This is a genomic window from Bacillus cereus group sp. Bce019 (assembly GCF_051781745.1).
Classification (GTDB): Bacteria; Bacillota; Bacilli; order Bacillales; family Bacillaceae_G; genus Bacillus_A; species Bacillus_A cereus.
The window spans coordinates 1-262 of record NZ_JBPWJX010000192.1; the positions used below are offsets into that span (position 1 = coordinate 1).

Genomic DNA, 262 nt, shown 5'->3' on the forward strand with positions numbered 1-262 from the left:
GCAAGAGTAGGTAAAATCTACCACTACGGAGTTCCTTCCCAAATCGGAACAAACGGACAGGATGATGCTCTTTCCTGGAATGTTCGTATCAATCCTATAGGAATCGACAAACAGCAGGAAGATAAAATTACCAATTATATGGGGAAAGTACCATTAGGCGGAGCATTGTCATTCTGGGCAGCTCCTGGTACAGATGATGACCAGACAGACGGTAAAGTAGCCAATGAAGCAGTGAAGCTAATGGAAGAGCATAAGGACAATC

General features: G+C 43.9%; 1 protein-coding gene. It reads left to right on the plus strand.

The window, feature by feature from the left end; translation table 11 throughout:
* The coding region (locus ACS2QP_RS27965; protein ID WP_438883098.1) for a hypothetical protein at positions 1-262 on the plus strand (262 nt) is incomplete at both ends.